Source organism: Azospirillum soli, assembly GCF_017876165.1.
Classification (GTDB): Bacteria; Pseudomonadota; Alphaproteobacteria; order Azospirillales; family Azospirillaceae; genus Azospirillum; species Azospirillum soli.
Genome location: NZ_JAGINQ010000004.1, coordinates 326,002 through 351,355, shown reverse-complemented (window position 1 = coordinate 351,355; position 25,354 = coordinate 326,002). Strand labels below are relative to the sequence as shown.

23 protein-coding genes and 1 tRNA gene are annotated in these 25,354 nt (G+C 68.0%); 10 read left to right on the top strand and 14 right to left on the bottom strand.

Features of this window, described 5'->3' with window-relative positions; all coding sequences use genetic code 11:
* Window positions 1-45: 45 nt before the first annotated feature.
* The 3 genes from J2852_RS09335 to J2852_RS09325 are packed head-to-tail and all read right to left on the bottom strand — an operon-like array spanning window position 46 to window position 2,941.
* On the bottom strand, window positions 46-1,155 hold the full coding sequence (locus J2852_RS09335; RefSeq protein WP_209874277.1) for an NAD(P)/FAD-dependent oxidoreductase: 1,110 nt from the start codon (window positions 1,153-1,155) through the stop codon (window positions 46-48).
* Window positions 1,152-1,862 carry a methyltransferase domain-containing protein gene (locus J2852_RS09330; RefSeq protein ID WP_209874274.1) on the bottom strand — a complete coding sequence of 237 codons (711 nt, stop codon included), beginning with the start codon at window positions 1,860-1,862 and terminating at the stop codon, window positions 1,152-1,154. The genes J2852_RS09335 and J2852_RS09330 overlap by 4 nt, the downstream gene beginning before the upstream one ends.
* Window positions 1,859-2,941: a type III polyketide synthase gene (locus tag J2852_RS09325; protein ID WP_209874271.1), complete on the bottom strand. Its 1,083-nt coding sequence runs from the start codon at window positions 2,939-2,941 to the stop codon at window positions 1,859-1,861. Before J2852_RS09325 ends, J2852_RS09330 begins: the two co-directional genes overlap by 4 nt.
* A 121-nt stretch (window positions 2,942-3,062) precedes the next feature.
* Here J2852_RS09325 and J2852_RS09320 point away from each other — a divergent pair, with 121 nt between their 5' ends.
* The 3 genes from J2852_RS09320 to J2852_RS09310 are packed head-to-tail and all read left to right on the top strand — an operon-like array spanning window position 3,063 to window position 5,107.
* Window positions 3,063-3,938 (top strand): SAM-dependent methyltransferase, encoded by an 876-nt coding sequence (locus J2852_RS09320; RefSeq protein ID WP_209874268.1) that lies wholly within the window; start codon window positions 3,063-3,065, stop codon window positions 3,936-3,938.
* 21 nt (window positions 3,939-3,959) lie between these two features.
* Window positions 3,960-4,277 (top strand): hypothetical protein, encoded by a 318-nt coding sequence (locus J2852_RS09315; RefSeq protein WP_209874265.1) that lies wholly within the window; start codon window positions 3,960-3,962, stop codon window positions 4,275-4,277.
* 56 nt (window positions 4,278-4,333) lie between these two features.
* Window positions 4,334-5,107 carry an SDR family oxidoreductase gene (locus tag J2852_RS09310; RefSeq protein ID WP_209874262.1) on the top strand — a complete coding sequence of 258 codons (774 nt, stop codon included), beginning with the start codon at window positions 4,334-4,336 and terminating at the stop codon, window positions 5,105-5,107.
* 7 nt (window positions 5,108-5,114) lie between these two features.
* On the opposite strand, the gene J2852_RS09305 is transcribed toward J2852_RS09310, so the two are convergent.
* The 3 genes from J2852_RS09305 to J2852_RS09295 all read right to left on the bottom strand — a co-directional run bounded on the left by J2852_RS09305 (window position 5,115) and on the right by J2852_RS09295 (window position 7,653).
* On the bottom strand, window positions 5,115-6,116 hold the full coding sequence (locus J2852_RS09305) for a glutathione S-transferase family protein (RefSeq protein ID WP_209874259.1): 1,002 nt from the start codon (window positions 6,114-6,116) through the stop codon (window positions 5,115-5,117).
* An 86-nt stretch (window positions 6,117-6,202) separates the two neighbouring features.
* On the bottom strand, window positions 6,203-6,784 hold the full coding sequence (locus J2852_RS09300; RefSeq protein WP_209874256.1) for a YceI family protein: 582 nt from the start codon (window positions 6,782-6,784) through the stop codon (window positions 6,203-6,205).
* Between the two features lie 26 nt (window positions 6,785-6,810).
* A complete protein-coding gene (locus J2852_RS09295; protein ID WP_209874254.1) occupies window positions 6,811-7,653 on the bottom strand; it encodes a hypothetical protein in 843 nt (280 codons plus the stop codon).
* A gap of 93 nt (window positions 7,654-7,746) precedes the next feature.
* Here J2852_RS09295 and J2852_RS09290 point away from each other — a divergent pair, with 93 nt between their 5' ends.
* Window positions 7,747-8,646 carry a LysR family transcriptional regulator gene (locus J2852_RS09290; protein ID WP_209874251.1) on the top strand — a complete coding sequence of 300 codons (900 nt, stop codon included), beginning with the start codon at window positions 7,747-7,749 and terminating at the stop codon, window positions 8,644-8,646.
* Window positions 8,647-8,662: 16 nt separating this feature from the next.
* Here J2852_RS09290 and J2852_RS09285 read toward each other — a convergent pair.
* Window positions 8,663-8,739 (bottom strand) — tRNA-Arg (locus tag J2852_RS09285).
* A 181-nt stretch (window positions 8,740-8,920) separates the two neighbouring features.
* On the opposite strand from J2852_RS09285, the gene J2852_RS09280 reads away from it, so the two are divergent.
* Window positions 8,921-9,394 (top strand): hypothetical protein, encoded by a 474-nt coding sequence (locus tag J2852_RS09280; protein ID WP_209874249.1) that lies wholly within the window; start codon window positions 8,921-8,923, stop codon window positions 9,392-9,394.
* A gap of 98 nt (window positions 9,395-9,492) precedes the next feature.
* Entirely contained in the window at window positions 9,493-9,828 is a 336-nt protein-coding gene (locus tag J2852_RS09275; protein WP_209874246.1) for a hypothetical protein, read from the top strand.
* On the opposite strand, the gene metK is transcribed toward J2852_RS09275, so the two are convergent.
* Window positions 9,825-10,994: a methionine adenosyltransferase gene (gene metK, locus J2852_RS09270; RefSeq protein WP_209874243.1), complete on the bottom strand. Its 1,170-nt coding sequence runs from the start codon at window positions 10,992-10,994 to the stop codon at window positions 9,825-9,827. The genes J2852_RS09275 and metK overlap by 4 nt on opposite strands.
* A gap of 295 nt (window positions 10,995-11,289) precedes the next feature.
* On the opposite strand from metK, the gene J2852_RS09265 reads away from it, so the two are divergent.
* Entirely contained in the window at window positions 11,290-12,714 is a 1,425-nt protein-coding gene (locus tag J2852_RS09265) for a mannose-1-phosphate guanylyltransferase/mannose-6-phosphate isomerase (RefSeq protein WP_209874240.1), read from the top strand.
* Between the two features lie 488 nt (window positions 12,715-13,202).
* On the opposite strand, the gene J2852_RS09260 is transcribed toward J2852_RS09265, so the two are convergent.
* The 6 genes from J2852_RS09260 to J2852_RS09235 are packed head-to-tail and all read right to left on the bottom strand — an operon-like array spanning window position 13,203 to window position 20,755.
* On the bottom strand, window positions 13,203-14,321 hold the full coding sequence (locus tag J2852_RS09260) for an acyltransferase family protein (protein ID WP_209874236.1): 1,119 nt from the start codon (window positions 14,319-14,321) through the stop codon (window positions 13,203-13,205).
* A 34-nt stretch (window positions 14,322-14,355) separates the two neighbouring features.
* On the bottom strand, window positions 14,356-15,135 hold the full coding sequence (locus J2852_RS09255; protein WP_209874233.1) for an FkbM family methyltransferase: 780 nt from the start codon (window positions 15,133-15,135) through the stop codon (window positions 14,356-14,358).
* Between the two features lie 24 nt (window positions 15,136-15,159).
* A complete protein-coding gene (locus J2852_RS09250) occupies window positions 15,160-16,509 on the bottom strand; it encodes a lipopolysaccharide biosynthesis protein (protein WP_209874231.1) in 1,350 nt (449 codons plus the stop codon).
* 10 nt (window positions 16,510-16,519) lie between these two features.
* On the bottom strand, window positions 16,520-17,566 hold the full coding sequence (locus J2852_RS09245) for a glycosyltransferase family 2 protein (RefSeq protein WP_209874229.1): 1,047 nt from the start codon (window positions 17,564-17,566) through the stop codon (window positions 16,520-16,522).
* A 36-nt stretch (window positions 17,567-17,602) separates the two neighbouring features.
* A complete protein-coding gene (locus tag J2852_RS09240) occupies window positions 17,603-19,876 on the bottom strand; it encodes a GumC family protein (RefSeq protein WP_209874226.1) in 2,274 nt (757 codons plus the stop codon).
* A 45-nt stretch (window positions 19,877-19,921) separates the two neighbouring features.
* Window positions 19,922-20,755, bottom strand: a complete 834-nt coding sequence (locus J2852_RS09235) for a WecB/TagA/CpsF family glycosyltransferase (protein ID WP_209874223.1) — start codon at window positions 20,753-20,755, stop codon at window positions 19,922-19,924.
* Between the two features lie 864 nt (window positions 20,756-21,619).
* Here J2852_RS09235 and J2852_RS09230 point away from each other — a divergent pair.
* The 3 genes from J2852_RS09230 to J2852_RS09220 are packed head-to-tail and all read left to right on the top strand — an operon-like array spanning window position 21,620 to window position 25,343.
* Window positions 21,620-22,825 (top strand): sugar transferase, encoded by a 1,206-nt coding sequence (locus J2852_RS09230; RefSeq protein WP_209874220.1) that lies wholly within the window; start codon window positions 21,620-21,622, stop codon window positions 22,823-22,825.
* A gap of 3 nt (window positions 22,826-22,828) precedes the next feature.
* Window positions 22,829-23,968 carry a glycoside hydrolase family 113 gene (locus tag J2852_RS09225; protein WP_209874216.1) on the top strand — a complete coding sequence of 380 codons (1,140 nt, stop codon included), beginning with the start codon at window positions 22,829-22,831 and terminating at the stop codon, window positions 23,966-23,968.
* Between the two features lie 19 nt (window positions 23,969-23,987).
* Window positions 23,988-25,343: an O-antigen ligase family protein gene (locus J2852_RS09220; RefSeq protein WP_209874214.1), complete on the top strand. Its 1,356-nt coding sequence runs from the start codon at window positions 23,988-23,990 to the stop codon at window positions 25,341-25,343.
* Window positions 25,344-25,354: the final 11 nt, after the last annotated feature.

Below are 25,354 nucleotides of genomic sequence, written 5' to 3'. Positions count from 1 at the left end.
GATCCTTGTCCTTTTAAAATTAGCATTTGCTAATTTAATAGGGGCTCATGCTCCAGTCAACTGGTCGACCCGCGTTCCCGTCGCCGCCCCCCGCAACAGGCCCGGCGCGATCCGGCACAAGCCGACCAGCCCGCTGTGCAACCCGCTCCAGCCGATGGCCCGCGACAGCAGCATGGCCCGCCCGATCTGCGCGCCGTAGGGCCGCCCGTCGAACGGCTCGCGGCGTCCCTCCAGCCAATGCTCCGCCGCCCGCCGCGCCGAATGCAGCGCGATGGCCATGCCGTCCCCGCAGAAGGAGGGGATCACCGCCAACTGATCGCCCAGCCGGTAGAGCGGGCCATCGTCCCCGCGCGACCGGTGCACGAAGCCATAGGGAATGCCGTGGATCGCCAGGGGCTTGTCCCACTGCGGCCGCATCCCGGCGATGCGCTCGGCGAAGATCGGGGAACTGTCCGCCATGTGCGCCAGCAGCGCCGGCCAGTGCCGCCCCAACCGGCGAAACGTTTCCTTCTCCACCAGCAGGCACAGGTTCGCCCGCCCGTCCGCCAGGGGCTGGAGCCCCGCGTAGCCGCCCGGAAACAGAATCATCTCGACGGCGTCGCCCAACGCCCGGGCCTGCTCCGGGGCCAGCGCGACGTGCAGCTTGAAGCCGATCCGGCCGTTGTCCCGCCCGCCGATCCGCCGCCACGCCTTCAGCTCGTGCTTTCCGATGGCGAGGAAGCCGGCGGCGGCGCGCAGCGGCGGGCCGTCCGCCGGCACCGCGACGACGCCGCCGTCCACCCGGTCCAGCGTCCGCACCAGCGTCCCGCGCTGGACCACGGCGCCGCGCTCCCCGGCGGCGCGCAGCAGCGCTTCGTCCAGCACCTTGCGCGACAGGCTGAAGGCGGGAAAGGGCAGGGGCGCCGACGCCTCACGCCCGCCGGCGATCAGCCGCACGCGCCCGATGGGCAGCGCCCCCAGCGCCGCCGGATCGAGCCCCAGCGTTTCCAGCTGCTCCGCCGCCTCGACGCTGACGAACTCGCCGCAGACCTTGTGGTGGGGCACCGCCTCCCGCTCGAACAGCACGACCCGGCGCCCCGCCTCGGCGAGCCAAGCCGCCGCCGCCGCTCCCGCCGGCCCGCCCCCGATCACGACGGCGTCAACGTCTCCGTTCACTTGATCCGCCCCACGCCGAAGCGGAAGGGAACGCACCAATCCACCGTCACCGCGTCGTCCGGCAGACCGGCCGCGCGCAGCCGCTCGCGCCAGTCCCGCCGGGTGAAGGCGCGCGCCACCGACACCGGCGCGTCGTGCACGACCAGCCGGTTGACCGGCACGGTGCGCACCATCCCCCGCACGAACCAATAGGGGATGGGGTGCCGGTGCAGGTCGTTGATGAACCAGCCGACCGCGCTGCGCCGCTCCATCCACCGGATGAAGCGGACGAGTTCCTCGTCATCCAGATGGTGCGTGAACAGGGCGCTGATGACGATGTCGACCCCCTCGTTCTCCAGATCGAAGACGTTGCCGACGCGGTAGTCGATCGCCAGATCCGGCGGCGTCGCCAGACGGGCCGTGCGCGCCGACCAGGGGTTCAGGTCCACCCCGGTCAGTTGAACCGCCACTTCGCGCGTGCGCGCCCAGCCCGCGATCCGCCGCAGCATGTCGCCGTGCCCGAACCCCACGTCCAGAATGCGCAGCGGGCGCCCCGGCTGCGCGCGCACGACCCGGTCCAGCCAGCCCAGCGTCGGCCGGTAGGCGAGCGACCAGCGGTTGATCCGGGTGAGGTCGCGCAGGCAATCCTGGAACTCCTCGAACGCGACCGGCTCGGTGTCCATCAGCTCCGGCAGGCGGCAGCGCCGGGACAGGTCCACCGCGCTCATGGGGCGGCCATGCGGAACAGCATGCTCTCGGCGGTCAGGCCGGGACCGAAGGCCATGGCGCAGCCGAGCCCATTGCCGCCCATGCCCGTTTGCCGGAACCGGTCGAGCATCCGCTTCAGCACGAACACCACCGTCGCCGAGGACATGTTGCCGAAGTCGCGCAGCACCGCACGGGAATCCGCCAGCCGGTCCGGCTCCAGCCCCGCCGCCTGCTCCACCGCATCCAGGATGGTGCGCCCGCCGGGGTGGACGGCCCACAGCTCCACATCCTCCGCGCTGCGCCCGCCCAGAATGCCGCCGAGCGCCTGCGGCAGCCCGCGCGCGATGGTGCTCGGCACCGCGCCGGCCAGGAACATGTCGAAGCCCTGCTGCCCGATCCGCCAGGTGATCTGCCCGCCGCTGTCCGGCACCACCGTCGCGCGGAAGTCCTCCAGCGCGATGCCCTCCGGTTCGGCGCTGACGAGGCAGGAGGCGCAGCCGTCCGCGAAGATCAGGAAGCTCAACACCTGCTCCAGATCGTCGGTCTCCTGAAGGTGCAGCGTGCACAGCTCCAGATTGACCACCAGCACGTTGGCGGATGGCTCCGACCGGACGATGTGCCGGGCCAGCTTCAGCGCGTTCATCGCGGCGTAGCAGCCCATGAAGCCGACGATGGTGCGCTCCACGCTCGCGTTGAGGCCGAAGCGCTCGACCAGCTGCAAATCCAGGCCCGGCGCATAGAAACCGGTGCAGGACGCGACGATCAGGTGCGTGATGCGCCCCCGGCACTCCTCGATTTCCAGCGCGTCCAAGCTCGCCTCCGCCAGCCCCAGCGCGTGCCGCTCGTACCAGCGCATGCGCGCCGCCGTATCGGGGAAGGCGCCACGCCGGAAGAATCGCTCCATGTCCAGCCCGTCCGGGTCGGGATCGGGTTCGAAGCTGGAATAGCGGTGTTCGATCTGGCAGCGTTCGGCCATGCGCTGGAACAGGCGGCGCGCCCGCTCGTCCGACAGCAGCTTGGGCGCGAACTCCACGAACTTCCGGTGGACGTCGTGCGCCGGGACGGCGGTCCCTATGCGGTTGATGTGCGGCGTGGTCATCCAGTCTCCGGCACCTGTGCGGCGATAGGGGGAAACGCCGCCCCCGGCGGAAAGGTTTCCGATCCCCGGAACGCCGGGCGCGCCCGCGCCGTTTCTGTCTGGCAAGCGGAGGGCGTCCGCCATGGATCAGGACTTCGTGTGGTTCCGCGACCATCACGCCGAAAACATGGAACGTATGTTCGCGGCGGTCGGCGACCTGTATGCCGAACAGTGGGGCGACTTCTTCCACTTCGCAATCTACGAGGATCCGGCCGAGGATCGTGACGCCGCCTTCGCGCACACCCACCGCCGCTACGCCGACGCTTTGCGCGTCGCTGAGGCCGCCAAGGTTTTGGAACTCGCCTGCGGGCGCGGCGGCTTCACCGATTTCCTGGCGGCGAACACGCAAGGGGACGTGCTGGGCATCGACATCTCGCGCGCGCAACTCTCCCACGCCATGCGCCATCGGCGGCCGAACCTGCGCTTCCGGCACCACGACATCATGCGGGTGGATGAGCTGGGCGAGACCTTCGACGCCGTTGCCTTCATGGATGCCGACTGCTACCTGCCGGACAAGGGCGCGGCGCTCGGCTCCATCGCGCGGGTCATGGCGTCGGGGGCGCGCTTCCTGCTGATCGCCTGGTGCAAGCGGGACGGCTTGAGCGGCCTTCAGGAGGAACTGGTGCTCCACCCCTTCATGCGATTCTGGGGCGTGCCCGGCCTTGAAACGCCGACCGCCTACCGCCGCCACTTCCAACAGGCCGGCCTGCGTCTGGTCGAGGAGCAGGACCTGAACGACAAGGTCCGGCCCAACTGGGACTTCGGCTACCAGCAGGCCATCGAGGGCGTGCGAACCGTGTCGATGGCCCGCGCCGCGCAACTGCTGTGGAAGGGCCTGCCGCTGGGCGCCGAGGGCATTCGTCTGATCAAGGAGCAGTTCCACGCCGCGCTCTACATCAAGGCAGCCTTCGACGCGGGACTCCTCCGCTACACCTATTTCCTGGCCGAAAAGCCGTAACGCCTTGCAGGAGCACAGACGATGGTCGAACCCAGCCCGGAGGTGATCGGCGGCTACGTCGTCGCCAGGGACGGCTTCTCCTATCTCGGCATTGGCCGGACGGAGGCGGAGGCCGTCGCCGACGCCACGCGGCGCGCGGGCGGCGTCCCCGTTTCACCCGACGACGCCCAAATCTCCATGGTTCTCGTCGGCCGCCGCCTTGCCGAAGCGGTGCTCGACCATGGCATGGACTTGGACGAGGCGATGCGCCTTGCGGGGCAGACGCTGATCCCCGGCGTGCCTTTGGACATCCCCGACGCCGACCTCGCCGCCGCCAAGGCAAGTTCCCGACAAAAATAGGTGCCGACCACCGGGCGTTGCACTATGAGAGAGGCTCCGGCCAACCGAGGTGCAGCATGACCGCTCCGTCCCTGTCGTCGATGTTCTCGCTGGAAGGCAAAGTGGCCCTGGTCACCGGCAGCGGCCGGGGCATCGGGCTGGAGATCGCCCGCGCGCTGGCCGGCGCCGGGGCGCACGTCCTGCTGAACGGCCGCGATGCCGGCCGGCTGCGCGAGGCGGCGGCGGACATTGGTACGGGCAACGTCGCATGCCTTCCCTTCGACATCGCCGACGGCAACGCCGTGCGCGAGGCCTTCGCCGTGATCGAGCACGAGCATGGCCGCCTCGACGTGCTCGTCCAGAACGTCGGGCAGCGCAACCGCAAGCCGCTGCAAGACTTCTCCGACGAGGAAATCCGCACCCTCATCGACGTGGACCTGTCCTCGGCCTTCATCCTGGCGCGGGAGGCGGCGCGGCTGATGCTGAAGCAGGGGGAGGGCCGGCTGATCGCCGTCACCTCCATCGCCGGGCAGATCGCGCGCGCCAACGATTCCGTCTACACGGCGGCCAAGGCCGGGCTGACCGGCATGGTGCGCGCGCTGGCCGCCGAATACGGTTCGCGCAACATCACCAGCAACGCCATCGCGCCGGGCTTCTTCGCAACGGAAACCAACCTCGCCATCGCGAACGATCCGGAGAAGGGCGCCTACTTCGCCAACCGCACGCCCATGGGCCGCTGGGGCCAGCCGTCCGAACTCGGCGGGGCGGCGGTGTTCCTCGCCTCACCCGCCGCGTCCTACGTCAACGGCCACACGCTGGTGGTGGATGGCGGCGCCACAATTCTGATGTGAGGGGGCATCAAGCCCGCCGCCAGATGCCCTGTCCAGCCAGCCGCGCGCGGTCGTGCGGGCGGTCAAGGTCCAGGACCGGCCCCTTCGGCACGATCAGCGTCGGGTTGATCGCCGGGTTGACGTAATAGCCGCGCTTGATGTGTTCCAGGTTTACGGTGCTCCGGATGCCCGGCCACTGGTACAGCTCGCGCAGGTAGTTCGACAGGTTCGGATAATCCTCGATCCGCCGGATGTTGCACTTGAAGGCCCCGTGATAGGCCGCGTCGAAGCGCACCAGCGTCACGAACAGCCGCCAGTCCGCCTCCGTCAGATGCTCGCCGGCCAGATAGCGGTTGGCCCTCAGGTGCGCGTCCAGCTCGTCCAGGGTCTCGAACAGCACGGTCACCGCCTCGTCGTAGCTCGCCTGCGACTTGGCGAAGCCGGCGCGGTAGACGCCGTTGTTGACGGCCTCGTAGATGCGCTCGTTCCAGCCGTCGATCGCCGCGCGCAACGGTTCGGGGTAAAGGTCCAGGGGGTTGCCGGTGATCCCGTCGAAGGCGGTGTTGAGCATGCGGATGATATCAGCCGACTCGTTGTTGACGATCCGGCGTTCCCGCTTGTCCCACAGCACGGGCACGGAGACCTTGCCGGTGTAGGTCGGATCGCTGGCGGTGTAGAGGCGGTAATGGTGCCGGAACGTGCCGACGCCTTCGCCGCCGTCCTGCTCATCGGCGTAGACCCAGCCGTCCTCACCGATCACCGGCTCGGCGACCGACAGGCCGATGATCCCCTCCAGCCCCTTCAGCGCGCGGAAGATCAGCGTCCGCGACGCCCACGGACACAGGTAGGAGACGTAGAGGTGATAGCGCCCGGCCTCCGCCGGCAGGGTTGGCTTGCCCTCCGCGTCCGGCGCGCCGTCCGGCGTGATCCAGGTGCGGAAGCGGGTCGGCTCGCGATGGAACGCGCCGTCCTTGATCTCACTCGCGGCGATGGGACCCTTGACCCATTCACCATTCACCAGCTGCGGCATCGCGCACTCCCGACCAGAACTTCCAAAACGAAGAAGGGACCGGCAAGCCGGCCCCCTCCCACGACAACAGGCGAAGGACGCCGATATCAGGCCTTCACGGCCTCGGCCTCGATGATCAGCTCGATCTCGTCGCCGATGTTCGGGGCGCCGTACTTCATGCCGAAGTCGGTGCGCTTGATCTTCCCGCGCGCGGAAAAGCCGACCGTGTCCTGCTTGCTGGCCGGGCTGACGCCGTCCTTGTTGAAGGTGACGTCCAGCACGACCGGCTTGGTGACGCCCAGCAGGGTCAGCTCGCCGTGCAGCTTGCCGGACTTGTCGCCGGTCTTCTCGACCTTGGTGCTCTTGAAGGTCAGCTTCGGGAACTCCTTCACGTTGAAGAAGTCCGGCGACTTCAGATGCTCGTCGCGCTTGGCGTGGTTGGTGTCCACGCTGGCCGTGTCGATCACCACGTTGACCGTGTTGTTCTGCACCGCGTCCTTGTCGAAGGCGACATCGCCCGCCACCGTGTTGAAGCGGCCGATGGCGTTGGAGAAGCCCAGGTGGTTGACCACGAACACCACCGCCGTGTGGGCGGGGTCGAGCTTGTAGGCGACCGGCGCGGCGCCGGCGGAAACGGCGCCCATGGCGGTGGTGGCGAACAGGGCGGCGGCGAACAGCATCTTCTTCATGGCAAACGACTCCAGATATGAGTGGATCAGTACGGCGACGCTTCGCCGCCGGAGAGGAGGTAGGCGGCGCCGATGGCGATCAGCGCCGGAACAACGGCAAGCACAGTGACCACGGCGGTGCCGGCGGCCCGGCCGAACCCGGTCTCGGGCAGGGGCAGGGCGGCGCGCAGCCGGTCGGCCAGCAGGGCGGGCAGGGCCAGCAGCAGCACGGCGGCCTGGGCCTGGGTGAACAGCGACAGCACGCCGGCCAGCAGAACCACGACGCCCAGCGCGGCTTGGCCCGACACGCCCCAGGCGTGGCGCTCGACCGGCCAGTTCCACAGCAGGAACCCGCCTGTGGCCGCCGCCAGCCCCAGCGCCAGCTGCGCGACCGAGGCCGAGGAGCCGATCAGCGCCGTCCCGCCCACGGCCAGCGCCAGGGCCAGCAGCACGGCGGCGGGTGCCGCCGGGCTTTCCGACCGGCTCGGCAGCCGCCCGAAGGCGACCCAGCCGCCGACCGCCAGCAGCAGGGCGAAGGTCACCCCCGCCACCGCCGAATCCAGCGCCGGATACGCGATCCAGCCCAGCGATACCGCCAACCACAGCGCCACCAGCGCCGAGGCCGCCCGGCCCCGCAGCCCCGCCGCGTCGGCGGCCCCGCCGATCAGCAGCCCGGCCACGGCGGACCAGAACAGCTTGCCCATGCTCGACGGCGGCGGCAGGGCCGGCACGCCGACCACCAGGGCGAACACCGCGACGAAGGTCACGGCGATGCCCAGCACCGCCAGCCGGCGCCCGCCGACCAGCCGCAGCAGGCCCACCGCACCGACGCTCAGCAGCAGCGGCAGGAGGCTGGACTGCACAAAGGGATCGTGGATGAGATCGGTCATTGAGGGAGAACCGCGAGTTCGTTCGTGCTTCTCCAATTACGTATTATGTGCTTGAATAAGCGTGAATTCGGAAAATTCGCAGAAAGCCTCTGCATGAATGCACAGGACAACTGGGACGACGTCCGCTACTTCCTGGCGGTGGCGCGGCACGGCTCCCTGTCGGCGGCGGCCCGCGCGCTGGGGGTCAACCACACCACCGTTCTGCGCCGCGTCGCCGCGCTGGAGGCGGCCTTCGGCACCGGACTGTTCGACAAGCAGCCGGGCGGCTATGTCCTGACGGCGGCCGGCGATGAAATGCACCGCGTCGCCCTGAAAGTGGAGGCGGAACTGGCCGCCGCCAACCGCCTGCTGTCCGGCCGCGACACGCAGCTCAGCGGCACGGTGCGCGTCACCACCATCGACATTCTGGCGATGCACTTCCTGCCCCGTCACCTCGCGGCGTTTCGGGCGCTTTACCCCGGCATGCGCGTCGATCTGCTGATCGCCGAGGCGTCGCTCAGCCTGGCCCGGCGCGAGGCCGACGTGGCGATCCGCTCCACCAACAAGCCGCCGGAAAACCTCGTCGGGCGGGTCGTGGCGGGGCTGGCCTTCGCGGTCTACGGTTCGGCCGCCTATCTGGACCGCACCGCCGACGATCCCGCCCGGCGGGACTGGGTCGGGCTGGACGAGACCTTCGACCATACGCGCATGGCCCAGTGGTTCAAGCGCACCGTCGCGCCGGAGCGGGTCGGCCACCGGGTCAACTCGGTCGCGGTGCTGGCGGAGGCGGTGCGGGCCGGCGCCGGGCTCGGCCTGCTGCCCTGCGGCTTGGCCGACCGCATGCCGGAGCTTTGCCGCCTCGGCGATCTGGTCGAGGAAGTGGAAACCAAAATCTGGCTGCTGACGCACGGGGACCTGCGCCACATGGCGCGCGTGCGGGCGTTTCTGGATTTTATCGGGGATGCCCTGGTCGGCGAGCGTGATCTGCTCGAAGGTCGAAGAGGACCGGGCTAGGGAAGAAAAGGAGAGATGGCGCGCCCGAAGAGATTCGAACTCCTGACCCCCAGATTCGTAGTCTGGTGCTCTATCCAGCTGAGCTACGGGCGCTTCTCTCTGGCCTGGGGCGGCGGTGCCGTCCGAGGCAGAGGCGCGTTGTAGATCGGCCCGGCGCGGAAGGCAACCAAAATTTTTCGTTCCCGTGAAATTTGCCGTTCGGCCGACTTCCCACGCACCGCCGGCTTCCCTACCTTCGCCGACGGAACGCCAGCGGCAAGAGGGGTAGAAGGCGGTGAAGGCACGGATTTCCCTGGGTTGCGTCCTGTCGGCGATGGTCACGACAGCGGGCGTCATGGCGGTGATCCCCGCCAGCGCTGCCGACGTGCGCCTGCAAGCGGCCATCGGCAATGAGACCCTGCAACTGGTCGAGGACGGCCCAAAGCTCAACCGCGTCATCGTGAACGAGCGCGTCGTGTTCGAAGACCGCGACAGCCGCTCCATCGCTTTCGTCAACGCCTACAATCTGCAAGGCCGCTGGCTGGTGCTGCTCCAGCACAATGGGGATGGGGGCAATTGCGCGGCGCGTTACCGCGTCCTCGACCTGTCCGGCCCGCAGCCCAGCGTCTCGCTTCCCTTCGGCACCTGCAGCGACGCGCCGGAAGTCGCTACCGCCGGGCAAGCCCTGACGGTCTCCATGCCCGCCAACGACGGCAAGAGCACCGCCGCCTGGAGCTATCAGGCGGGCCGGCTGGCACGGGTCCGGTAACAGGGCGGCCCCCTCCCTCATCCACTTCCCTCATCCGTGGGCCGATCCGGCGCCCCGCGCGTTTCCGTTCTGGAACTCCGCTTCGGAACGACACCGCCATGCGTCTGCGAACCATCCTGGCCGCCGCCCTGACCCTGCTCCTGGTCAGCGCGTGCGAGACCTACGATCCCGGCAACCCGCTGATCGGACGCTGGACGCTGACGGCGCCCATAGGCCTCGGCATGTCCCTGGGAACCTACGAGTTCCGCCGGTCGAGCATGCGCGTCCTCGGGCTCGACCAGCCGGTCAACTACTCGGTCGCCGGCAACACCGTCACCGTGATCCCGGAGAGCTTCGGGCCGACCCTGGAGATCGAACTGATCGACCAGAACACGGCCCGCCTCCGGGACCCGCTGACCGGCGGCCTGATGACGCTTCGCCGCCTGCGTTCTTAAAAGAACGCGGTGCGCAGATCGTGGATCAGGTCGGTCCGCTCCCACCCGAAACCGCCATCCGCCTCCGCCTCGCGCCCGAAATGGCCGTAGGCGGCGGTGCGCGCGTAAATCGGCTTGTTCAGGCCGAGGTGCGTCCGGATGCCGCGCGGGGACAGGTCCACCAACTGCTGAAGGATCTTGGACAGCCGATCCTCGTCCACGACCCCGGTGCCGTGCGTGTCCACATAGACCGACAGCGGCTTGGAGACGCCAATCGCATAGGACAGCTGAATGGTGCAGCGCTGCGCCAAATCCGCCGCGACGACGTTCTTGGCGAGGTAGCGCGCGGCGTAGGCGGCCGAGCGGTCGACTTTGGTCGGATCCTTGCCGGAGAAGGCACCGCCGCCGTGCGGGGCGGCCCCGCCGTAGGTGTCCACGATGATCTTGCGGCCCGTCAGGCCGGCGTCGCCGTCCGGCCCGCCGATCACGAAGCGGCCGGTCGGGTTGACGTAGAAGCTGGCCTCGTCGCACATCCAGCCCTGCGGCAGGCAATTGACGACGTGCGGGCGGACGATCTCGCGCACCTCCTCCTGGGTCAGGCCATCGGCGTGCTGGGTGGAGACCACGACGGCGGTGGCGCGCACCGGCTTGCCGTTCTCGTACTGCAGCGTCACCTGGCTCTTGGCGTCGGGGCCGAGCTGCGGGGCGGCACCCGAATGGCGGGCCTCGGCCAGCGACTTCAGGATGGCGTGGGCGTAGTAGATCGGCGCCGGCATCAGAGCCGGGGTCTCGTTGCAGGCGTAGCCGAACATGATGCCCTGGTCGCCGGCGCCCTCGTCCTTCTCACCGGCGGCGTCGACACCAACCGCGATGTCGGCGGACTGCGAGTGGACGAAGCACTTGACGTCCATCTTCTCCCAATGGAAGCCGTCCTGCTCGTAGCCGATGTCCTTCACCGCGGCGCGCGCGACCTGGATCAGCATGTCGGGCGTGATGCTCTCCGGACCGCGCACCTCGCCGGCCAGCACCACCTGATTGGTTGTGGCGAGCGTTTCCACGGCCACGCGGGCGTACGGGTCGTGCGACAGGTACAGATCGACGATCGCGTCGGAGATGCGGTCGCACACCTTGTCCGGATGGCCTTCGGACACGGACTCGCTGGTGAAGCAATAGCTGTTCGCCGGCATCCCGCTCGCTCCTTCGATTCATTTCGAGTTGCGACGATATTATGGGCTGCCCGTGCCCAACCCATCCAAGGCGTATTCCGGGCTACTCCGGTCATTTGCTGCAATGCAACAGGGCTATGCCGCCCTGCGAAGGCACATGCACCCGTTGCGCAGGTCCGTCAGTCCTGCGGGGAGACACCAAGCGTCGCCGGGGGTACGTCCCCTGCGTGGTCCGACCTGTGGCGGAACTCGGGTAATACAGAATTAGAACGATGCCCGTCGTTTGATGAATAGTCATTCCAGAAGGGGGCGGCTGATGGACAAACCCATCATTCCCGTGCTGCTGTCGGGCGGCGCCGGGGTCAGGCTCTGGCCGATGTCGCGCGAACTTTATCCGAAGCAACTTCTGAATTTATGCTCGGACAAGTCGATGCTTCAGGAGACGGCCCTGCGTGTGTCCGACGGGGCCCGCTTCGCCGCTCCCATCGTCATCTGCAACCAGGAACACCGCTTCATCATTGCCGAGCAGCTGCGCCAGGCCGGCGTGACGCCCGGCGCCATCGTGCTGGAGCCGTCCGCGCGCAACACGGCGGCGGCCTGCGCCGTCGGCGCGCTGCACGCCGCCGCCACCGATCCCGACGCGCTGATTCTGGTCCTGCCCGCCGACCATCTGATCCGCGACGTTCCCGCCTTCAAGGAGGCGGTGGGCCGCGCGGTGGAGGCGGCGTCCTCCGGCCATCTCGTCACCTTCGGCATCACGCCCACCGGGCCGGAAACTGGCTACGGCTACATCCGGCGCGGCGCGTCGTTCACCGACCAGCCGGGCGTCCACCGCGTCGCGGCCTTCGTCGAAAAGCCGGATCGCGCGGTGGCCGAGGCCTACGTCGCGGACGGGGAGCACAGCTGGAACAGCGGCATGTTCCTCTTTCCCGCCGCCAAGCTGATCGAGGAGCTGGGCCGCTACGCCCCCTCTGTGCTGGCCGCAAGCCGCGCCGCGCTGGAGGCCGGCAAGGCCGATCTGGACTTCTTCCGCCTGGACGCCGACGCCTTCGCGCGGGCGCCCAGCATCTCCATCGATCATGCGGTGATGGAGCATACCGACGACGCCGTGGTGGTGCCCTGCGATCTCGGCTGGGCCGACGTCGGCGGCTGGGCCGCGCTGTGGGAAGTCGGCGAGAAGGACGGCGAAGGCAACGTCGCCCACGGCGACGTGGTGACCCACGGCGCCCGCAACTGCTACGTCCGCAGCGAAGGGCAGCTGACCGCCGTGGTCGGCCTCGACGACGTGGTGGTGGTCAGCACGGAGGATGCGGTCCTCGTCGCCTCCCGCGACCGCGCGCAGGACGTGAAGGCGCTGGTTGAACAACTGCGCCGCGACGGCCGAACCGAGCCCTTCACCCACCGTCAGGTGCACCGCCCCTGGGGCTCCTTCCAGTCGATTCACGCTGGCGAGCGTTTCCAGGTGAAGTGCCTGACGGTGAAGCCCGGCGCCCGCCTGTCCCTGCAAAAGCACTATCACCGCGCCGAACACTGGGTCGTGGTGAAGGGCACCGCGCTGGTCACGCGCGGCGAGGAGGAGGTGCTGGTCTACGAGAACGAGTCCATCTACCTGCCCATCGGCACGGTTCACCGGCTGGAAAACCCCGGCAAGGTGCCCTTGCACATCATCGAGGTGCAGTCCGGCTCCTACCTCGGCGAGGACGACATCGTGCGCATCGAGGACACCTACGGGCGGCACTGACCGCCCGTGTTGTTTGGGCGCCGGTTTTCGATTACTCTGCCAAAAGCCAGCGGCCGAGATGTGTCCGCTGGCTTTTTTTGTTTGCTCACAAATCGTTGTGCATCGACTGCACAATGAACGCACACAAACGGATCGGTGTAAGTCGCTGATCCGACAAAGAAAAATGGCGATTTTCGCCATTGTGCAGATTTGCGTTCCTGCACAAACTGCACAACGATGCACAATGGCGGCACACGAACAATATCCCCTCTCCCCCCTGGGGAGAGGGTTAAAGCGGATTTCGATCCGCTCTGGACCGCGACGGCGGGCCCGGACGCCTATGCGTCCGAAGCCCGGCCGGCACATGAGGCCATATGAATCTAAAGCGAATGCAAATTCGCTTTAGGGCGAGGGGGAAACGCCGACGATCCCAGAGGCTTTCCGGCCTGTCGGCCGCCCCCTCATCCCAACCACTCTCCGCCTCCGGTCGCCTTCAGCGCCCGTCCCGCTTAGCGGGCCGGCTCCGAGCCCCGGAGGGGCGAAGGGCTTTTGGCGAATGACATGATCTGCGCCCGCGCCGGCTCCTCGACGAAGCGCCAGACCAGCGCCGCCGCCAGCAGGCTCAGCGGCAAGGCAACCGCGTGCGCCATCGGCGTCGGGCCGAGGAGCAGCGGGTGCGTCGCGATGGTCCGGATCGGCATGTGCAGGATGTACAGCGCGAAGCTGATCCGCCCGAGGATTACCAGCCCCGGCCGCTCCAGCCACAGGCAGCGCCCGGTGCCAAGCCCCGCCGCCCCGGCGATCAGAACCGCGAACGGCACGATGAACAGCGCGTTGTGAAAGACCACGATGGAGACGTGATCCCGCAAGGCCACCCCGGCCAACACCGCCGCCAGTCCGGCTGCGAACAGCCACGGTCCCGGCGACGGCCCCCGCCACCGCGTCACCACCGCGTAGGCCAGCATCCCCGCCACGAAGGCCGGCAGGTGGTTGATGGGCAGGTACTTGATCGCCTGGGCCAGCGCCTGGACCGGTACCGGCTCCGCCAGTTCGTCCATCAGCCGGGCCGGCTCCCCCCACATGGTCCATGCAACCGCCCACCCCGCCACCAGCAGGGCTCCCCCGACCACCACCACCACCGCGAACGACCGCCGCCACACCAGCGGCAGCAACAGCGGAAACAGCAGATAGAAGAAAGCCTCGTTGGACAGCGACCAGCCCGGACAGTTCCAGGTGCAGGCCCCCAGCGGTACCCAGCTTTGCAGCATGAAGGGCGCCAGCAGCAGCGACGATCCGCGCAGCAGGAATTCCGCCCCGTCCGGCGGCAGCTTCAGGACCCAGAACAGGACGAAGGGGAAACTCAACGCCAGTCCCAGCAGATAGACCGGCACGATCCGCGCCACCCGCGCCAGCAGGAACCGCCGGACCGCTCCCGGCTCCGTCAGATTGCGGTTGCGATAGGCGTGGCTCAGGATGAAACCCGACAGCACATAGAAGAAGGTGACCCCGATGAACCCGGAATCGAAGCCGAGCCCATACAGGGAGGCCAGCGGCTCCACCGACCCGACATAGTGCCCGTAGTGATAGAGCACCACCGCGAAGGCCGCGAAGAATCGCAACGACGTCAAGGCCGGAAGGTCTTCCCTTTCCATGACTCGGCCCTCACGCCACGGCCTGCGGGCCGAGCCGTTCGACATGCCCATCGGTCAGGAAGAAGGAGTTGAGATCGCCCGGCCGCCCCTCGACGAACCGCCCGCCATGGAAGCCATAGAGCTTGTATCCGAAGGGGGCGAGATAGGAGGCCTCGTGGTCCTCGCTGGCCGCTTCGCACATGATGACGGGCTGGTGCTGGCGCAACGTCCGCTCCCCGCCGATCAGCACGTCCAGCTCCGACCCCTGGGTGTCCAGCTTCAGGAAGGTCGGCGCCATCTCATAGCTGTCCAGCGTCCGGATCGCGCATTCCATCTTGCGGCAGGTCAGGTGCCGTTCGTCGAAGCCGATGATCCGCTCCGCGTTCAGCCAGCCGAGCGCGTGTTCCTCGCTGATGGAGGCGAGGCCGTCGAACATGTAGCCCTTGTAGAAGGGGACGTAGAGCGTCGCAACACCGGGCTCCCGCCCCAGCGCCACGTTCTCCGGAAGGACGCGCGGATCGTCCCGGTACATCCATTGAAGCCGGACGAACAGCTCGGCGTTCGGCTCGAAGGAGCGGATGACGCACGCAGGGTGCAGCATGCGGATGGCGTCGATGCTCTGTCCCCGGTTGGCGCCCACGTCCACATAGACGTCGCGGTCGGACTTCGGCAGCAGGGCGATGGCCCGGAAGTCCGCCTCGAACGGCCGGCGCAACGTGTTGCGGTAGGTGCGCTGGAGCAGGAACTTGTAATCGACCAGCCGGGGGAAATTGACCTGAAGCGTGCGCAGAGCGGTCGCGTGGTCGAGCATCGGGGACTCCGTGGCAAGGGGAATTCAGGCGGCGCGGGCCTTCAGCCGCGCGAGCCGGACGAGGATCGAGGTCTCATAGGGCGTCAGCCGCCGGACCATGGCGTACATGGCCGCCTTCCACAGCAGCGTGCCAGTGGCGGTGCCGAGTGCTGCACCCTCCAGCCCCCACAGGCTGGCGAAGACGGCCACGACGGCGACGTTGGCGGCGGCGAAGGCCAGATTGGCGCGGAAGACGCGGTGGTGGTGGCCGGTCATCATCAGCACCTCGCTGGCCGGGCCGGTCAGCACGTCGATGGTCCGGTAGGCGGCGAGGATGCCCATGGCGACATAGCCGGCGGTGAAGTCCGGCCCGAACAGCCGCAGCAGCGGCTCGCCGAAGGCCAGCAGCATCAGCGCCACGCCAACCGTTGGCACCGCCGACAGGACCATCATCAGGTCCACCGTGCGCTGGAGCCGGTCGGGCTGGCGCAGGGTGTGGCACTCCGCCAGCCTGGCCAGCCCGACGCCGTTGACGGCGATGGAGCAGAACATGGTCAGCTCGGCCAGCCGCCGCGCCACCTGATAGACGCCGACCTCGGCCGGGGACCCGACGAGGCCCAGCACCAGAATGTCGGTCTCGGAGATGACGTAGAAGAACAGCGGCGTGGTCAGCATCAGAAGCGCGGTGGACCCCCACCGGCGGTAGAGCGGCCCCAGGCGCCGGGGCGGGTTGGCCTCCATGACGCGGACCCGCGCCAGCACGGCGGTCAGCAGCACGGCGACGACCACCGCGTTGGCGGCGATGTAGACCTCAACCGCCACCCGCACCGACAGGCCGAGGGGGAGCAGCAACGCCGCCCCAACGCCGATCAGGTACAAGAGCCGCACGCCCGCCGTCTCCGCCCCGAAGCCCAGCAGCGGCCGGCCGAGCGCGCGGGCTGTGTCGGTCAGGAAGCGCATCAGCGCCATGGTCAGGATCAGGCCGGTCAGGTGCCACCAACTCAGGTCGGCGGCCCCGTACCAGACCCAGGCCAGATCGAACAGCGTCCCGCAGACCAGCGAGGCGGCGACGATGGCGCCGGTGCCGAACATTATGAACCGCCGCGACCGGCCGATCCGCCCCCGCGCGGTGTAGCGGGACACGATCTTGTTGGCCGCCATCGGCAGCCCCAGCGTGGCAATCAGTACCACCGCGAAGCTGACCGAGATCAGGTAGGCGAAGGTGCCGTACTCCGCCGCCCCCATGACCCGCGTCATGGCGATGGTGACGATCAGGATCAGGAGTTGCCCGACGATCTTCAGGGCCAGAACGCCGACGCTGTCCCAGGCGAAGCGGGCGTTGCCGTGCTGGCCCAGGACCGTTTGGATGCGCAGGCGCAGGGTCTCGACGTTCATGGTTTGGGGCTCATGACTTGCTCATGGCGCCGACCGGCCGGGTCTCGGCACGCCGTCCGCTCTGCCCATAGGCGCGGCGGCGGAAAGGCTTCATCCACAGAAGCTTGCCGAGACCGGTCATGGCCGTGGTGCCGTAACGCGCCGCGCGCACCCGATCGACCGGCAGAAAGGCCAGCGCCAGCCCGCCGCCGATACCGAGCTGCGCCAGCCCAGCCAGCATCCAGCCGGCGGTGCGACCGACGCGCGGGCGGTCCAGCATCATCGGGGTGAAGCCGGTGATCTGCCCGTCGCGGAACCGCCGCCAGAGGAGGAAGGTCTCGGTCAGCCGCTCGGCCGGCACGAACTCGTGCACCACCGCCTCGGCGCACCAGACCAGCCGGCAGCGGCGGTAGTGGAGGTCGAGGAAGAACAGGGAGTCCTCGCCACCCGTCCGCCCCAGGTCGGGCCGGAAGGGCGTGTCGGAATGGATGCAGCGTTCCTTGACCAGCAGCGCGTTGTTGGTCGCCATCGGTCGCCGGCAGATGGGCCAGGGCATCAGGTTCGGCATCAGCTGGTTCGGCGCCACCGCCGTCCCGGTCGGACAGTCGGAGGTCTGGGTAAAGGCCGCCTCGAACCAGGAACGCCGCTTTTCCCCGGCATCCGCCATCACCTCGGCCGGGAATTCCGGCAGGACAGGGCCGAACACCACGTCGGCGTCGAAGCGGCGCTGGGTGTCCAGCAGGTGGCGCAGCCACAGGGGCGAGGGCACCTCGTCGTCGTCGATGAAGGCGATCATCCGGCCGCAGGCCGCGACCACCCCGGTGTTGCGGGCGTGCGAGATGCCGGGCCGGGGCTCCGACACGTAGCGGATGGGGAAGCGGTTGCGCCCCGCCGCCTCGTTCACCGTGGGCAGCGCGGACTGGTCCGGCGCGTTGTCCACGACGATGATCTCGACGGACGTGCCGTCCAGCTCCTGCAAGCCGTCGCAGCGGTCGAGCAGCCGGCGCAGCATCGGCATGCGGTTGAAGGTCGCTATGACGATGGAAACGTCGGGCGTCACCACGGAACGTGTCTGCATCGCGGTCGTCCTTATCAGGGAGGGGGTGGGGCGGCGTCAGCGCAGGTAGTAGTGGCTGTGCTTGGACTGGACGTAGGCCATGTCGCCGTAGCGGTAGCGGGCGTGCTTGCGGACGTTGACGCGGGTCAGCACGGCGCCCAGCAGCGGCGCGTTCGCCTGCCGCAGCGCCGCCAGAGCGTTCTGGACGACGGCGCGCGGGGTCCTTTCCCAGCGCACGACCATCAGCACCCCGTCCACCAGCTGCGACAGGATCGCGGCGTCGGACACGGCCAGCAGCGGCGCTGAGTCGATGACGACCACGTCGTACTGCGCCCGCGCCCGGTCGAGCAGGCGGCGCGTCTCGACCGACGACAGCTTGGACGGCACGTCGCCGTGCACCACGCCGGCCGGCACAAAGTCGAGCGTGCTCATCTCGTCGCGCAGGACCGGGGCGCCGCCCCCATGGACGCCGTTTTCATAGATATCCGGCAGCATGGCGCCGAGGCTGCCGTCCGGCACCACATGGGTCAGCGGCGCGCCGAGCAGCCGCCCGACCGAGGGCTGGCGCCAGTCGAAGTCGAGCAGCAGCACCCGCTTGCCCGACAGCGCCAGCGCGCGGGCGAGCGAGGTCGCCAGGACCGTCTTGCCCTCCTGCGGCACCGAGGAGGTGACCAGCAGCACCTTGCAGGAATCATGGCCGGCGGCGCTGCCCTGCAAGGCGGCAACGATGGAATGGATCGCCTCCGGGAACAGGGAGCCGGGGGAGCGGACGATGGCGTCCACGGCGAACAGGCCACGCGGCATCTCCGGCACGGTGCCGAGCGGCCGGATGCCGTTGGCCCCGAAGGTGTCCAGGTTCGAGATGCCGTGGCGCAGCCGGTGCGCCAGTAGGGCCAGCAGCACGGCGAAGGACATCGCGGTCATGAGGGCAGCGGCCAGCAGCAGCGCCCGGTTCGGCCCCGAGGGCTCCGGCGGAGGTTCGGCGCCGGAGATCAGGACGGCGTCCTGCAACTGGTCCTTCTCCCCGGCGGCCAGCTCGGCCGATTTCTGGAGCAGGTTGCTGTAGGAGGTGCGGAAGGCGGCCAGCTCGCGCTCCATCTCCTGGGCTTGGCGCTCGGCCCCGGTCAGGGCGGCGCGCTCCTGCTGAAGGGCGGCAAGGGTCGCGCGGGTCGTCGCTTCCCGCTGGCGGGCGACCGCCACGTCTTGCGCGAAGGAGCCGGACAGGCGGGCGGTCTCCCGGCTGAGATTGTCGCGGATCTCGCGGAGCTGGGCGCGGGCCTTGGCGACCTCGGGGTTGGCGTCGCCCTTGGCGGTCAGCAGGTCGGCCTCCCGCGCCTTCAGCTCGGCCTCCTGTCGGCGCAGGTTCTGCACGACGGGGGAGTTGAGGATCGCACGGTTGGAATCCCCGGCGGCCCCGCGCGCCTGCTGCAGGGCGGCTTCGGCGGCGCGGACCTGGGAAGCGGCCTCGACCAGCGCGGAGTTCGTCTCGACGATCCGCCGGTCCAGCAGGGTCATGCCCTCGGTCTGGAACAGGTTGTGCTGCTCGCGGAAGGCCCCCAGCGCCTGCTCCTTGGCGACGACCAGTTCACGCAGTTCGGTCAGGCGGGTGTTGAGCCAGGACAGCGCCGTCTCGTTGCCCCGGCTGCGCAGGTCGTTGCGCTGCTCCAGGTAAAGCGTGGCGAAGGTATTGGCGACGGCGGCGGCCTCATTCGCCGACGTGCCCTGGTAGCGGATCTTGATGGCGTAGGAGCCGCCCTCGTTCAAGAGCGTCAGCTTCTTGGCGACCTGCCGGGCGGCGGCCGTCGCGGCGCTCTTGTTCGGGTCCGCATCGGGCTTGGCCGTGTCGGGGCGGGGAAGCCAGCGGGATAAGCCGACGCCCTCCGCCCAGGAGGCCACCTCCGGGCCGGCGATCCAGGCGCGGGCCATCCGTTCCGGCCCCCGCAGGAATTCGGGCAGCGGCTTGGGATCCTTGATCCCGTAGCCGGGCTTGTCGGCGAGGCCGAGGTCCTTGACCACCTGCGCGACCATGGCCGGGGCCTGAATGATGTCCATCTGCGTGCGGATGACCGCCGCGTCGGATTGCAGGCCGGCGATCATCTTGTCGGAGGTGGACTGCAGCTGCGCCAGCTTGGTGTCCCGGTTGCTCAACAGGATGATCGCTTCGGCGGTGTAGTGGTCGGGCAGGTTCGTGACCACCGCCACGGCACCCGCCATGATCAGGCCGCTGGTCATGATGATCAGCCCCCGCCGGCGCAGCAGGACGCGCGCTGCCTCCATGAACACGGGCGAGCTGAGGCGACCGTATGAACGTTCCACGGCAAAGTCGGTCATCGGATCTCCGCCAATCTGGGGATTTGGGCGTGGGATGTGCCTGGATCAGGCAGGCCGCTTCGGCACGCGGCCCCGGCTGGGCATGAGCAAGGCTTCCGTTCGGGCCGGGGACAGGTACCAGCGGGCGAACAGCCAGACGATTTGCAGGTCGGTGACCAAATACCGCTTCCACATGCGGCCCGGATCCTTGGCGAGGCGGTGGACCCATTCCAGCCCGCGCCGCTGCATCCAGATCGGCGCCCGCGCTTGCAGGCCGGTCAGGAACAGGAGCGAGGCGCCGACGCAGAAGCCGAGGCCGGTCGCCCGGCCCGAACGGCGGATGCGGTAGGCGAGGATTTCCTGCTGCGGTGACCCAACGGCAAGGAAGACGAAGCGCGCCGGATGCTCGGCGACGAAATCGACGCAACGGGCGACCGCGTCGGGATTGCCGATGAACCCCATCGGCGGGACGTGAACGTTAATCGTGACGTGCGGATAGCGCGCCCGCAGCCGTTCGATCATGCGCGGGCCGCCGCCGATGACGCTGATCGTGTTCCCCGGCGCCAGCACACTGCCGAACAGCTCGGCGACGAGGTTGGAGCCCGGAAAATAGGTCAGGTCGAGGTCGGACATCCGCGCGAACAGATTCAGGTACCAGCTGTCGCACAGGCTGATCCAGGCCTCCTCGTAGATGGCGCGGTAGGGCGCGTCGCGCTCGTTCAAGCGGACCACATGGTCGGCGTTCGGCGTTACGACGTATTGGAAAGGAAGACCGGCATCGCGCTCCCGAATGGCGGACAGGACGTCGTCGTTTGGTAGGCTGTCGAACGGGACCGAACACAATCGCTTGCGCGGATACTGTTCGAAATTTTTCTCGACATCGGCGGAATGCGTGATCATGAGCCCTCCCTTGGCGGTTTTGGGCACGGCAAAGATCGGCCAGCAAAGGATCGGCTGCACGCCATAGCGCGCGCTGTATCCTCCCTTTTTCTTCGCCTTTATTGTGAAGCGATGGACGAATGCGGACGGCGTTCAGCGCCCGATTTCAATGGGCGACCGTTTCGATAGCCCGTCATGCTGCGGTGCGAATATTATGCTGCTCTGCAACTGGTACCGCGCTCAGTCTTTTTTGAGCAAGAGAATTTCCCCTTTCTAACGCCTTTGCACCAAAAATCGAGCACACTAACGCCTTTGATCGTGTAGGAATTCGGTGATCGGGCCGAGTGATATTGCGCTGCGGTATGTATGAATGTAGGCCGGTTGGTGGTGTCTGTACGCACATTTCGGTACAGGTCGGAATGATGGTGTTGCTTTCTCTGTTTTTTCGTCGCGATCTTCGCGCTTTTGTCTGGGGCTTGGCGGGACGGAGGTCGGGAAGAAACGGACGCGCAGATCAAGTTCACCTAACCAGAGGGCGTTACCACCAAAGGGCCTTTGAAAAGACAGTTCGCAGGTGCACAATTCGCTTGGTTATGGAATGACATTCGGACGTTCCAAGAACTCGCCGCTTTACTCGTCGCTTTATGCGTGGACTTCGGTTCTCTGGACAGAAATAATCCTTGAAAAATCGTCGGCAAGCCGTAGTGCTTGTCGTCAATGTCTGCCTCTTTTGCCCGGCTGCGTTCATCGCCGCAATGGACTGGTGATGGCGCGTCAAGGCGCAGTAATATCTGAAATTTTAAAGTATAAATTTTTGGTGATTTGTACACGCATGAGGTATCGCGGAATTTTGTTCTGCCGCTTATCCCTTGTCGGAGGAAATGCATGAGCCAAGGTAGAATGGCCGCCGATGGATTGGCTTCGCCAGGTGCCGGCGTGGTCGTGGCTCCGTGTCCAACGGTCCCGAAGCTGACCGCCACCTTCACCGCGTTCGATCTTGGCCTGCTGGTGCTGTGCCTTTTCGCCATAGCCGGGGTGTGGATCGGCCCACAGCTGTTGCTGGACGGCGACCCGGCCGCGGAACAGGTCGCTCTCCTCGGAATGGCGCTGGTGCTGGCGCCGTGCTGCAAGGCGGCGTTCGGCCTTTATGAGGAGGAGCGCATCTTTTCGCGCCGCCGTCAGGCCAGGGTGCTTCAGGCGTTCCTCGTCTGCATCCTGCTGATCGGGACGGTGTTCGCCGCGCGGGATGGGCGGTTGCCGGCGCTGGAGCTCTGGCTTCCCTTGACGGTGCTGCTCCTTTTGTCGCCGCATCTCGACGCCGCCGCCCTGGGGCTCGGCGTCCGCTTGAGCGTCCAGTTCCAGGAGATCGCGCGCTTCGCGGCCGGCGGTCCGGGGCAGGCGGCAGGGGCGCTGGCCCTAATCCGCCGGGGAGCGCACGAGCGTAAGGGTGCAACCCGTATCCGCCGGGGATTCCTCTCGGGGAGCTTCCAATTCCTGAAGCGTGCGACCGACATGATGGCGGCAGCGGTGCTGCTGAGCCTTCTGGTGCCGCTGCTGGTCCTTGTCGCCATCGCCATCAAAATCGATTCCCGTGGTCCTGTCTTCTTCCGGCAGAAGCGCTCCGGCTTGGGCGGGGCCGACTTCGCCGCGCTGAAGTTCCGCACCATGCACACCGACGCGGAGCAACGGCTCGCGGAGCTGCTGCGCGGCAACGCCGCCTATCGGGAACAGTATGAGCGCTTTCACAAGCTGCCCGACGACCCGCGCGTGACGCGCGTCGGCCGCCTGTTGCGCCGCACGAGCCTCGATGAACTGCCGCAGCTTTGGAACGTGCTGGTCGGGGACATGAGCCTGATCGGCTACCGGCCATACATGCCTAGGGAACTCGCCCCCTATCCGGAGCTGGCGCGGATTCTGGGGCAACTGCGGCCGGGCATCACGGGGCTCTGGCAGGTCTCCGGCCGGCATCGGCTGTCCTTCGAGCAGCGGCTGTTGCTGGACGCCTACTATGTGCAGCATTGCTCGCCGCTGCTCGACCTCTTCATCGTCTGGCGGACCGTCTGGGTGGTGCTGCGGGCCGAGGGGGCGTGACCCATGCCGGACAGCATGACCTTCAAGGGGGTGAACTATCCGTCCTGGTGGAACGGCAAGTTCGCCTCCCCGGAATCCGACGCGGCGCTGGCGCGGTTGGCGGAGGCGAAGGGGAACGCGGTCGCCATCGTGCCGACCCACTACATCTCGACCCTGACCAGCCACGACATCCACGCCACGGAGCAGACGGAGAGCGCCGCCTCCGTTGCCCACGCCATCGCCACGGCGAAGGCGCAGGGACTTCAGGTCATGCTGAAGCCGCATGTGGACACGCTGGCCCACGACTTCCGGGGCTTCATCAAGCCGGACGATCCGGGGGCGTGGTTCGCGGCTTACACGGACCTGATGGTCGGCTACGCCCGCATGGCGCAGGCGCAGGGGGTGGAACTGCTGTCCATCGGGTCCGAGTACCAGACGCTCACGCAGCCGGTTTATGCGCCGTACTGGAACGCGCTGATCGACGCAGTGCGGGGCGTGTACGGCGGCAAGCTGACCTACGCCGCCTATCTGGGGGAAGCGTCGTCGGTGCCTTTCTGGGGGCGGCTGGACTATGTCGGGGCCAACATCTACACCGGTCTCGCCACCCAGCCCAACCCGAGCGTGGATGACCTTGTCGCCGCTTGGAGCCGACCGCCGCCGGACCCGCAGCACGCCGGGCAGACCGGCGGCATGGCTCCAGCCGAGTACCTGGCCCACATCGCCAAGGCTTCCGGCAAGCCGGTCCTGATCACCGAGATCGGGTACCGCAGCGCGCCTGGTGCGGCCCAAAAGCCGGAGGCGGTCGGGGTGCCGGGGCACGTCGATGGGGCGGGGCAGGCGGCGCTTTACGAGGCCATGTTCCAGGTCTGGCTGCGCGACCGGCCGGACTGGGTCAAGGGCCTGTTCCTGTGGGACTGGCAACCGGTCCCGACGGGGGAGGACGCCACCGGCTACACCCCCCAGGACAAGCCGGCCGAGGCGGTCATGAAGCGCTGGTTCAGCGGTGAAGCTGCCGGCATCGGGATACCGCTTCCCGGCTGGGACCGGGCGATGCTGGTCGTGCCGAAGGAATTCGCGGCCAAGGTCGCGGCCGCTCACCATCAGACGTGGTGCGAGGTCGGGCTGCCGGACGGCGGCTGGACCCATGCGAATGTCATTCTCTGACCGGGACGGAGCCCTCTTGATGAAGACCGAAACCGGTGAGCGCATCGTCGCCATGGCAAGCCCGGCGCTGCTGTTCATCATGCTGACGGTTCTGCTGGTCGGGCCGCACCCGCTGTCCGGGGTTGGGGTGGACAAGTTGGAGGTGGCGCAGGACGGCAACCTCCTGAACCGCGTCGCCATGGTGGCCTTCCTCGGGTTGGCCGTGCCGCTGGCCGCGACGGCGCCGGGCACGGTTTGGCGCATCCTGCGGCGGAACTGGGCCGTGGTGGCGCTGCTGGTCTGGTTCATGGCCTCGGCGCTGTGGGCCTCCCACCCGGAACTGACCGTGCGGCGGGCGTTGGCCTACTGGATGTTCTACGTGGCGGCGGTCGCGGTGGCGGCGACGATGCCAAGCCTCCAGGCCTTTCAGAAAAGTCTGTTCGCGTGCTTTGCTCTGATCGCGGCGGCGAACGCCGGGTCGGTGCTGCTGGTGCCGGGGCTGGCGATCAACGAGCTGGGCGCCATCGGCATCAGCGACAACAAGAACACCGCCGGTTCGATGGCGCTGATGTCCATCGTCGTGCTGACCTTCAGCCTGGGCGTGCTGCGCCGGGCGCCGAGCATCGCGCTGGCCGCCCTGCTGCTGATCGCCAGCTGGTGGTTCCTGGTCCAGACCAACTCCAAGACCAGCCTGGGCCTTGCCATGCTGCTCACCGTGGCGCTGCCGGGGCCGCTGTGGGCGCTGAACCGGATCGAGAGCGCGCGGCTGGCCCTGCCGCTGATGGCGCTGCTGGGCCTCAGCCTGGGCGTGCTCTACCTCGGCGTCCTCGGCATCGACTTCGAGGATTTGCAGCTGCTGGTGTTCGGGGATCTGACCTTCACCGGGCGCACCTTCATCTGGGATGCGCTGGTGCGGGAGATCGCCGATCGGCCGTTGCTGGGGTATGGCTTTGGGTCCTTCTGGGACATCGGGCAGCCGCTGAACCCCATCAAGTCGGCGTCCCCGTACGAGTTCTTCCTTCTCGCCAACCTCATCAACACGGCCCACAGCGGGTATCTGGACGTGCTGCTGCAGACCGGCGTCGTCGGGCTGCTGCTGGCCGTGGCGGCGCTGCTGCGCGGGCTGAGGCTGTCGGTCCTGCTGATCCTTCCGCAGAAGAGCCTGCGGGACGCCTTCGTCGTCATGGGCATGGTCGGCCTGCTGGTCGCCTGCGCGCTCAACAACTTCCTGGAAAGCATCCTGTTCCGCGCCGGGGACGCCATCGGCTACCTCGCGGTCGTCGTGCTGCTGCACGCGGAGCGCTGGAGCCTCGCGCTGGAGGACCGGCGGGTTCCCGTCCGGGTGCCGGCGCCCGAGGCGCTGTGGATGCCGCCCCCTCCCCATCGGACAGTGTGATCCGGACGGTG